The sequence below is a fragment of the Pseudomonas sp. B707 genome (assembly GCF_022496685.1).
Taxonomy (GTDB): Bacteria; Pseudomonadota; Gammaproteobacteria; order Pseudomonadales; family Pseudomonadaceae; genus Aquipseudomonas; species Aquipseudomonas paraglycinae.
The window spans coordinates 188902-198963 of the sequence record NZ_WTVE01000024.1 but is presented as its reverse complement, the minus strand read 5'-3'; the positions used below and the strand labels follow the sequence as shown (position 1 = coordinate 198963).

Here is a 10062-nt window from a genome sequence, read left to right as displayed (position 1 = left end):
CCGAAAGTTCGACGCTCACAAAACACCTAGCTGTCACATACCCAATTTGCTGAAGCGAGGCCCACTGGCCACGACTCAGTACCCGAATTTCTTGACGACCATAGAGCGTTGGAACCACCTGATCCCATCCCGAACTCAGAAGTGAAACGATGCATCGCCGATGGTAGTGTGGGGTTTCCCCATGTGAGAGTAGGTCATCGTCAAGATTAAATTCCGAAACCCCAATTGCGAAAGCAGTTGGGGTTTTGTTTTGCCCGCAGGAAAGTGGTCCGACCGCCGTTACTGCAACCATTGGGGAAATCCCTCTGAAATGACCGCTCCGTTTTTGGTATGGTGCAGCTCGTTTTTTAACGGACTGATGTCACGCCCAAGGATCGGCGCTCATTTTTTGTCAAAGAGTGGCTGCAGAAATGCCCGAACCCATCCCTATCAAGGATCACGAAAAAGAGACGCGATTGGTCAACAAACGCCTGATCGCCTGTGCCTTGTTCGTCTTCGCTGTCAGTTGCGCCCTGGTTGTGCGCCTGTACATCCTGCAAGTCGTCGAGTTCGACTACCACTCGACTATCTCCGAAAACAACCGCGTCCATGTCCTGCCGATCCCGCCGACACGCGGCTTGATTTACGATCGCAACGGCGTATTGCTGGCCGACAACCGTCCCAGCTACAACCTGACCATCACCCGCGAACGCGCGACCGACGTCAACCAGGAGCTGGATGAAGTCATTAGCCTCCTGCACCTGCCCGCTGAAGACCGCACAGTCTTCGACAAGGCCATGAAGCAGTCGCGTCACCCGTTTACACCCGTAACGCTGTTCTATGAACTGACCGAAGAACAGATCGCCGTGCTGGCAGTCAACGAGTTCCGCTTGCCCGGCCTGGATGTCGAGCCGCAATTCGTTCGTAACTACCCGCTGGGCGCACACTTCGCACACTCGATCGGCTACGTCGGCCGCATCAACGAGAAAGAATCCAAGACTCTCGATTCCGTCGAATACCGCGGCACCCAATCCATCGGCAAGACCGGTATCGAACGCTTCTACGAGCCACAGCTGCACGGCCACGTCGGATACGAGGAAGTAGAAACCAATGCTCAGGGCCGCGTCCTGCGCGTGCTAAAACACACCGATCCGGTACCCGGCAAAAACATCGTCCTGAGCCTCGACGTCAAACTCCAGGAAGCCGCCGAAGCCGCACTCGGCGACCGTCGCGGCTCGGTCGTTGCACTAGACCCATCGACCGGTGAAGTGCTGGCCATGGTCAGCAACCCCAGCTTCGACCCCAACTTGTTCGTGACCGGTATCAGTTCCAAGGAATATTCCGCGCTGCGCGACTCAATCGACCGCCCGTTGTTTAACCGCGTACTGCGTGGCCTGTATGCACCCGGTTCGACGATCAAGCCGGAAGTGGCCATCGCTGGCCTCGACGCTGGTGTCGTCACGCCACAAACCCGGGTTTTCGATCCTGGCTACTACCAACTACCGGACTTCGACCACAAGTACCGCAACTGGAACCATAGCGGCGATGGCTGGGTGGACATGGACGCAGCGATCATGCGTTCCAACGACACCTACTTCTACGATCTGGCGCACAAGCTCGGCATCGATCGCTTGCACGATTACATGGCGATGTTCGGCCTCGGCGAGAAAGTCTCACTCGACATGTTCGAGGAATCTCCCGGCCTGATGCCGTCCCAGGCCTGGAAGCGCGCCACGCGCCGGCAGGCCTGGTTCCCCGGCGAAACAGTGATCCTCGGCATCGGTCAGGGCTACATGCAGGTCACGCCGCTGCAACTGGCTCAAGCCACCGCACTGATTGCCAACAAGGGCATCTGGAACCGTCCGCACCTGGCCAAGACTGTCGACGGTGTAGCGCCGGTGGACGAACACCCGATGCCGAACATCCTGCTCAAGGATCCGCGTGACTGGGAGCAGGTCAACCACGGCATGCAGATGGTGATGCACGATGCCCGAGGCATCGCACGTGCGGCAGCGGCCGGTGCGCAATACCGGATCGCCGGCAAGAGTGGTACGGCGCAGGTGGTGGCGATCAAGCAGGGCGAGCGCTACAACCGTGAGAAAACCCTCGAGCGCCATCGTGACAACGCGTTGTTCGTCGGTTTCGCCCCGGCCGAGCATCCGAAGATCGCCATCTCGGTGATGATCGAAAACGGCGAAGCCGGTGGCCGAGTCGCAGGTCCTGTGGTGCGGCAGATCATGGACGCCTGGCTACTCGATCAGGACGGTCATCTCAAGCCGCAATACGCGGCGCCGACCAAGGCGCCGGGCGATCCCCACGTTTAACCCGCCACAGCTTCACAGCACAGGCTCACGCAAGCTGAGCATGTGCTGGAAGCTGTCGAGGAACACCGTTTCCGCCTGGGTCATCTTCTGTTCGCGATTCCACAGCAGATGGATATCGAAATCCACCACCCCGTCCTCCGGCGGCAAGCGCCACAGCAGACCCTGTTCGACATCCCGCCGTACAAGGTGAGTCGGCAGACAGCCAATCCCGAACCCCGCACAGATCAGACGATAAATCTCTTCGAAACTGGTGGAGGAGGCGACGATCTTGCCGGTAAACCCCTGTTGGTCACGAAACAGCGTCAACGGTGAAAGATTGCCGCCGAGCTGATCGCTGGTGAAGCTGACAAAGTTCTCCGCCGCCAGTTGCTCCAGCGTCAGATTCTGCTGCCCGAACAGTCGATGCCGCTGCCCGCAAAAGTATGCGTAGCGCTCTCGGAACAGCACTCGTTGCTCCAGCCGAGGCTGTGGCAGGCGACATAATCCCACTCCCACCGTAGCGGTCTTTTGCAGCAATGAACTGATGATGTTCGAGCTGCCCATCACCTCGACTTCCAGCTCGATTTTCGGGTGAGTTTCGTGGAAGTCCGCAAGGAACTCATCGTAATGCCGCGCCTGCACGCCACTGACGGTGAGGATGCGGATCTTGCCCACCACGTCGTCATGACGGTTCTCGACCACGGTGCCCAAACGGGAAATATCGCCGTAGATATCCGCCGCAATCCGCAGAACTTCCTCCCCGGTTACCGTCAGATCAAAGCGCCGTCCGCTGCGGGCAATCAACACACAATCCAGTTGTTCCTCGAGACGTTTCAACGCCTGACTGACGGCTGATTGGGTGATGTGCAATCGCGCAGCAGCTCGGCTCATGCTGCCTTCCTGACCGATCACCAGATACGTGCGCAGCAGGTTCCAGTCCAGCCGGTCATTGAGAAAACGCCGACCGACCCATGAGTTAGAAGTATTCATGTAGTAGCCACGCTAATAGTAAAGATAAGTTTTTGAAAATTGACTAATCCTGTCACGGAAGCGATAAAGCCCACAAGCGCCACAGAGCGCGAGCGTCAGCCGCCTCGACACCTGCCCAAAACTATAAATACACAGGGTTCTTGCATGCACACCACCGCTCAGCCGCGTCGCGCCGCGGCCGCTGCCTTCATTGGCACGACCATCGAGTTCTACGATTTCTACATCTACGCCACCGCTGCTGCACTGGTGCTCGGGCAGGTGTTCTTTCCCAGCAGTGACCCGGTGACCAGCACGCTCGCCGCGTTCGGCAGTTTCGCCGTCGGCTTCATCGCCCGCCCGATGGCCGGCATGGTGTTCGGCCATCTGGGCGATCGCCTCGGTCGCAAGAAAATGCTGCTGGTGACCATGGCACTGATGGGCCTCGCCACCGCTGGTATTGGTCTATTGCCGAGCTACGCCAGCGTCGGCATCTGGGCGCCGATCGGGTTGATCGTGTTGCGCCTGATCCAGGGCATCTCCGTCGGCGGCGAGTGGGGCGGGGCAGTGTTGATGGCCAGTGAGCACGCTCCGGCCAAACGCAAAACCTTCTACGCCTCGTTCGCCCAGCTCGGCAGCCCGGCGGGTTTGTTGTTGGCGTTGATCGCGTTCCGCCTGGTGACGTCGCTGTCACCGGAAGACTTCCTTGCCTGGGGCTGGCGTCTGCCGTTCCTCGCCAGCGGAGTGCTGATGATGGTCGGTCTGATGATCCGCTCCGGTGTGCATGAATCGCCGGAATTCGCCAAGGCCAAGGACAACAACGAGACAGCGAAGTACCCGGTGAAAGACGTGATCCGTCAGTGCTGGCGGCAGATCCTGTTTGCCGCCGCCGCCGTCACCATCGGTTCGGCCGGCTTCTTCTTCACCAACACCTTCATGATCACCTACGTCACCCAATATCAGGGCATCCCGCGTTCGACCATTCTCGACTGCCTGTTTCTGGTGACCGTCATTCAACTGCTATCGCAACCGGTATCGGCATTGCTCGCCGAACGCATTGGCGAAGGGCGATTCCTGATGCTGGTGGCGTTGCTGTGCATGGTCACGCCGTACCCGATGTTCCTGCTGGTCGGCACTCAAAACATTCTGTTGATGACCCTCGGCATCGCCGTCGCGGTGGTGATTCTCTCGGCCTTATATGCGGTGATCGCTGGGTACATGACCCAGGCCTTCCCGGTGCATCTGCGCTACTCGGGTATTTCCATCGCTTATCAACTGAGCTGCGCGTTGGCCGGCGGCACCACGCCGCTGATCGGCACGCTGTTGGCCAGCAAGTTCTCCGGACAGTGGCTGCCATTGGCGGTGTTCTTCACGCTGCTATCGGCCCTGTCTCTGATCGGTGTCTGTGGCCTCGCGCGTCTGCGGGCCAACCCGGTCGTCCTTCACACAAGCAAAGAGGTGTATTCGTGAGTAAGCCCGCCCACATTGACCCGATCGAATGGCAAGCCCGTTGCGAGCTCGCCGCGCTGTACCGCCTGATCGCGCACTTTCGCATGACTGACCTGATCGACACCCACATCACCCTGCGGATTCCGGGGCCGGAGCATCATTTTCTGATCAACCGCTACGGGGTGATTTTCGACCGCATGCGTGCTTCCGATCTGGTGCGCATCGATCAGGACGGGCGCATCGTCGACCCTGAATACGCCGGGCATCGGGTCAACGCCGCCGGCTTCGTGATCCACTCGGCGATCCACATGGCGCGGCCGGATCTGAACTGCGTGATCCATACCCACACCGCTGCCGGCATGGCCGTCGCTGCACAGAAACAAGGTCTGCTGCCGATCAGTCAGCACGCGCTGAAGTTCTACGGAAAACTCGCTTACCACACCTACGAAGGCATCGCGCTGTCGCTGGACGAGCGCGAGCGGTTGATCGCTGACCTCGGCCCGCACCGGGCGATGATCCTGCGCAATCATGGCCTGCTGGTCGGCGGTTCGGGCGTGGCCCAGGCATTCCAGGAGATCCACTTTCTGGAGCGTGCCTGCCAGGCCCAAGTGCAGGCGTTGGCCGGTGGCTGCGAACTGCATTTCCCCTCGCCGGAAGTCTGCGCCCACACCGCCGAACAGTTCGACCGCGATGAGCAGGACAACATCATCGACCTGGCCTGGGAGGCCGCACTGACCCTGATCGAATCCCAGCGCGAGTCCTATCTGTCATGAACACCGTTGCACTGATGTCCCGCGACACGCTGTTGCTCAAACAATTGCAGGAGGCCTTTGCACGCCGCGCGCCGCAGCTTTCGGCGGTGCTGGCCGACGATCCCCGGGCGGCGAATGCGCAGATCGCGGCTTGTTGGTTTCCGCTGCCGGACAGCCTCGCCGCGTTACCCAATCTGCAAGTGATTCACTCGGTCGCCGCCGGGATCGATCACCTGGAGCACGATCCGTCTTGCCCCGATTTGCCGGTGTGCCGCGTGGTTGATCCCGGCCACCGCCAAGGCATGACCGAGTACGTACGCTGGGCGGTGATTCACTTTCATCGCGGCTTCGATCAAGTGCTGGAGCAACAGCGCCAACAGCATTGGGAGCGACCGCTGCAACGCCCGGCCCATGAGTTTCGGATCGGTGTGATGGGGCTCGGCTCGCTCGGCAGCGCGATTGCCCAGGACCTGGCCAGTGCCGGTTACGACGTGCGGGGCTGGGCGCGCAGCAAAAAGGATTTATCGGGCGTGCAGACCTACGCCGGCTGCGAAGCTTTCAACCCGTTTCTCGACGGCGTCGAGTTGCTGATCAACCTGTTGCCGCTCACCCACGAGACTCGCGGCATCCTCAATCGCCAGACCTTCGAACGGCTGGCTAACGGTGCGGCACTGGTCAACGTCGGGCGCGGCGGTCACCTGAACATCGAGGATCTGCAACAGGCGCTGGCCCGTGGAAGATTGCGCGGGGCGCTGCTCGATGTCTTCGAACAGGAACCGCTGCCCAGCGACCATCCGTTGTGGAAAACCCCGGGCGTGACCATCACCCCGCACATGGCTTCGGCGGCCTCCCACGATTGCATCGCCGAGCAGATCGCCGAGAACTTCCGCCGTCTGAATGCCGGTGAGCCTTTGCTCAACAGCGCGGATCGACTGCTCGGTTACTGATCCGCCAGACAGGCCTGCAAGCGTTCGATGAACAGCGTTTCGGCGCGGCTCATGCGCTGCTCGCGGTTCCACAACAGATGAATGTCGACATCGGCAATCCCCTCGTGGGGCGGCAGGCGCCAGAGCAATCCGGCGTCGACGTCCGCCGCCACCACGTGCTCCGGCAAACAGCCGATGCCGAACCCGGCGATCACCAGTCGCCGCACTTCTTCCAGGCTCGGCGATGACGCGACGATGCGTCCGCTGAAGCCCTGTTGATCGCGAAAAATCGTCAGCGGCGAGAGCATGCCGCCAATCTGGTCACTGGTGAAACTGACGAAGTTCTCCCGCTGCAAGTCGCCTTCACCAACGTCCTGCCGGCCAAACAGTGCATGGTGCTTGCCACAGAAAAACGCATAGCGCTGACGCAGAAACAGACGCTGTTCCAGACGCGGTTGCGGGCGGCGATTGAGGCTCAGGCCAAGGGTCGCGGTTTTCTCCTGGAGGGCGCTGACGATGTCCGAACTGCGCATCACGTCGACCTCCAGATCGACTCGTGGATACAGCCTATGGAAGTCGGCGAGGAAGTCATCGAAGCGATCGGAAAAGATCCGGCTGATGATCAGCAGTCGCACTTTGCCGATCACTTCGTCGGCCGGTTGCTCCAGCAGGCTGCTGACCTGAGACATCTGCCCGTAGATCTCGCCGGCCAGTTCGAAGATCTGCTCGCCGACTTCGGTAAGGGCAAAGCGCGGGCCGCGTCGGGCAATCAACTGGCGACCCAATTGCTCCTCCAGACGCTTGAGCGCCTGGCTCACCGCCGGTTGAGTCAGGTGCAGACGCGCGGCGGCGCGGCTGATGCTCAGCTCCTGGCCGATCACCCGAAAGGTGCGCAGCAGGTTCCAGTCGAGGCGGTCGTTGAGCAGGCGTTGCACATCACGTTCGGCCATGGCGACTCTCGATTATAAGATGAGGTAATAATCGGAATAATAAATAGAAAATTGACTAATCATAGCCCCGGGACGATAAATCACCCCACGACAGGCGCCGCCAGAGCGCCTCGGATTTAGCGTTTTCCTCCTGCCAAAAAAACAATCAAAGGAGCCCGACCCCATGAAGCCCCACGCTTCGAACCAGCCGCGCCGTGCGGCGGCCGCAGCCTTCATCGGCACCATGATCGAGTGGTACGACTTTTACATCTACGCCACCGCCGCCGCGCTGGTGTTCGGCGCGCTGTTCTTTCCCTCCGACGATCCGCTGTTCAGCACCATGGCCGCATTCGGCACCTTCGCGGTGGGCTTCTTTGCCCGGCCGTTGGGCGGGATCATTTTCGGTCATATCGGTGACCGCATCGGCCGCAAGAAATCGCTGATCATCACGCTGTTGATGATGGGCGTGGTCACGGTGTGCATCGGTCTGTTGCCGACCTACGCGCAGATCGGCGCAACCGCACCGGTGCTGCTGATTCTGTTGCGCATCGTCCAGGGCATCGCCGTGGGTGGCGAGTGGGGCGGGGCGGTGTTGATGGCCGGCGAGCATGCGCCGAAGGGCCGGCGCAATTTTTTCGCTTCGTTCGCGCAACTGGGCAGCCCGGCGGGTTTGATTTTGTCGCTGCTGGCGTTCAGTGCGGTCACCCGTTTGCCGGAAGAAGACCTGATGAGTTGGGGCTGGCGTCTGCCGTTCCTCGCCAGTGCGCTGTTGCTGCTGGTGGGCCTGGCGATTCGCTTGGGCGTGAACGAGTCACCGGAATTCCTCGCCAGCCGCGAGCAGGCCAGCAAGCAGATCAAGAAAGAACAGGCGCCGGTGATGGAAGTCCTGCGCACCGCGTGGCGTCCGCTGTTGCTGTGCATCGGCGCCAACACGCTGGGCATCGCCGGGGTGTATTTCACCAACACTTTCATGATCGCCTACACCACTCAGCAACTGGCACTGCCGCGTTCGCTGATTCTCGAATGCCTGTTCTTCGTCGCGATCATCCAGTTCTGCATTCAGCCGCTGGCCGCGTGGACGGCGGAGAAGATCGGCGCGACGCGTTTCCTGTGTCTGGTGTCGCTGCTGGCGATGGTCTCGCCGTACCCGATGTTCGTGTTGGTCAGTTCGGCCCAGGCGCCGCTGATCATCCTCGGCATCGCGCTGGCGGTGGTGTGCATGGCCTCGTTCTACGCGGTGATTGCCGGGTACGTCAGCGGCATGTTCGAGACCCGCGTGCGCTACACCGCGATCTCGCTGGCCTATCAGATTTGCGGTGCGGTGGCCGGTGGGCTGACGCCGCTGATCGGCACGATGCTGGCGCACAAATTCACCGGGCAATGGTGGCCGATGGCGGTGTTCTACAGCCTGATCGCCGGCATTTCGCTGGTCTGCGTGCTGTCCCTCGCTCGTCGTCACGCCAGCGCCCATCGCGCGGAAATGGCCCGTGCCTGACCCGGAATTTCAGGAGAACCTCATGTTGAAGATCAATGGCGAACGCCTGTGGGCGAGCCTGATGGCCATGGCCGAAATCGGTGCGACAGCCCGGGGCGGCAGCTGCCGTCTGGCATTGAGCGACGAAGACAAGGCCGGTCGCGAACTGTTCGCCCACTGGTGCCGCGAAGCCGGCATGACCCTGAGCGTGGACGCCATCGGCAACCTGTTCGCCCGTCGCGCCGGCATCGATCCGGACGCCGCGCCGGTAATGATGGGTAGCCACCTCGACACCCAACCCGAAGGCGGGCGATTCGACGGCGTCTACGGTGTACTCGGCGGGCTGGAAGTGGTGCGTTGCCTCAACGATCTGAACATCCAGACCCGCAAACCGCTGGAAGTGGCGGTGTGGACCAACGAAGAAGGCGCACGCTTCACCCCGGCCATGTTCGGCTCGGCGGTGTTCACCGGGATCATGGAGCTGAACGCCGCTCTGGCGGTGCGTGATGTCGATGGCATCAGCGTCGCAGAAGCTTTGCAGCGTACCGGTTACGCCGGTGATCGCCCGTTGGGCGGCGCGGTGGATGCGTATTTTGAAGCGCACATCGAGCAAGGCCCGATTCTCGAAGACAACGCCAAAAGCATCGGCGTGGTCACGGGCGGTCAGGCGATCCGCTGGCTCGATGTGCGCGTGGAAGGCATGGCCGCCCATGCCGGCACCACGCCGATGCCGCTGCGCAAAGATGCGCTGTACGGTGTGGCGCGGATGATTCAGGCGATTGAAGGCCTGGCCACGGATTTTGCCCCCGAAGGCCTGACCACGGTCGGCGAGTTGAGTATCAACAAGTCCTCGCGCAATACCATTCCGGGGTTGTTGAATTTCACCGTCGATCTGCGTCATCACCGCGACGACGCCATTGCCGCCATGGAGCAACAGGTCCGCGCCCGCTTGCAGGCGATCGCCGACGGCCGAGGCCTGAACCTGACGATCACCCCGCACTGGATCAGCCCGGCCACGCCGTTCGACGCCGAATGTGTGGCGGCCGTGCAAGAGGCGGTGGATGCGCTGGGCTACGCTCAGCAGTCGATTGTCAGCGGCGCCGGCCATGACGCGATTCACCTCGCGCGTTACTGCCCGACGGCGATGGTGTTCATCCCGTGCGTCGGAGGCCTGAGCCACAACGAAGCCGAAGACGTGTTGCCCGAAGACGTGAAGCAGGGCACCGACGTATTGCTCAACGCCGTGCTGGCCCGCGCCGGTCGTATCGAACAGGGAGCCTGAAC

Annotated in this window: 8 protein-coding genes and 1 rRNA gene; 7 read left to right on the top strand and 2 right to left on the bottom strand. The window is 61.2% G+C overall.

Features of this window, described 5'->3' with window-relative positions:
* Positions 1-90 precede the first annotated feature (90 nt).
* Together rrf and mrdA are read left to right on the top strand one after the other, a co-directional pair.
* Positions 91-206, top strand: a 5S ribosomal RNA gene (rrf, locus tag GQX66_RS12545).
* A 204-nt stretch (positions 207-410) separates the two neighbouring features.
* A complete protein-coding gene (gene mrdA, locus GQX66_RS12540) occupies positions 411-2303 on the top strand; it encodes a penicillin-binding protein 2 (RefSeq protein WP_085748317.1) in 1893 nt (630 codons plus the stop codon).
* Between the two features lie 12 nt (positions 2304-2315).
* On the opposite strand, the gene GQX66_RS12535 is transcribed toward mrdA, so the two are convergent.
* On the bottom strand, positions 2316-3272 hold the full coding sequence (locus tag GQX66_RS12535) for a LysR family transcriptional regulator (RefSeq protein WP_240869486.1): 957 nt from the start codon (positions 3270-3272) through the stop codon (positions 2316-2318).
* A gap of 144 nt (positions 3273-3416) precedes the next feature.
* Here GQX66_RS12535 and GQX66_RS12530 point away from each other — a divergent pair, with 144 nt between their 5' ends.
* Genes GQX66_RS12530 through GQX66_RS12520 form a run of 3 tightly spaced genes read left to right on the top strand, consistent with a single transcriptional unit; the run spans position 3417 to position 6396 of the window.
* The gene (locus tag GQX66_RS12530) at positions 3417-4718 is read left to right on the top strand and encodes an MFS transporter (protein ID WP_134022699.1); all 1302 of its coding nucleotides are present in this window, start codon (positions 3417-3419) and stop codon (positions 4716-4718) included.
* Entirely contained in the window at positions 4715-5470 is a 756-nt protein-coding gene (locus GQX66_RS12525) for a class II aldolase/adducin family protein (protein WP_011335215.1), read from the top strand. The genes GQX66_RS12530 and GQX66_RS12525 overlap by 4 nt, the downstream gene beginning before the upstream one ends.
* Complete coding sequence (locus tag GQX66_RS12520) at positions 5467-6396, top strand: glyoxylate/hydroxypyruvate reductase A (protein WP_240869483.1); 930 nt, start codon at positions 5467-5469, stop codon at positions 6394-6396. The genes GQX66_RS12525 and GQX66_RS12520 overlap by 4 nt, the downstream gene beginning before the upstream one ends.
* Here the strand turns inward: GQX66_RS12520 and GQX66_RS12515 are convergent.
* Positions 6390-7325: a LysR family transcriptional regulator gene (locus GQX66_RS12515; protein WP_129973207.1), complete on the bottom strand. Its 936-nt coding sequence runs from the start codon at positions 7323-7325 to the stop codon at positions 6390-6392. The genes GQX66_RS12520 and GQX66_RS12515 overlap by 7 nt on opposite strands.
* A 163-nt stretch (positions 7326-7488) precedes the next feature.
* Here GQX66_RS12515 and GQX66_RS12510 point away from each other — a divergent pair, with 163 nt between their 5' ends.
* Positions 7489-8799: an MFS transporter gene (locus GQX66_RS12510; protein WP_240869481.1), complete on the top strand. Its 1311-nt coding sequence runs from the start codon at positions 7489-7491 to the stop codon at positions 8797-8799.
* A 22-nt stretch (positions 8800-8821) separates the two neighbouring features.
* The gene (locus GQX66_RS12505; protein WP_240869478.1) at positions 8822-10060 is read left to right on the top strand and encodes a Zn-dependent hydrolase; all 1239 of its coding nucleotides are present in this window, start codon (positions 8822-8824) and stop codon (positions 10058-10060) included.
* Positions 10061-10062: the final 2 nt, after the last annotated feature.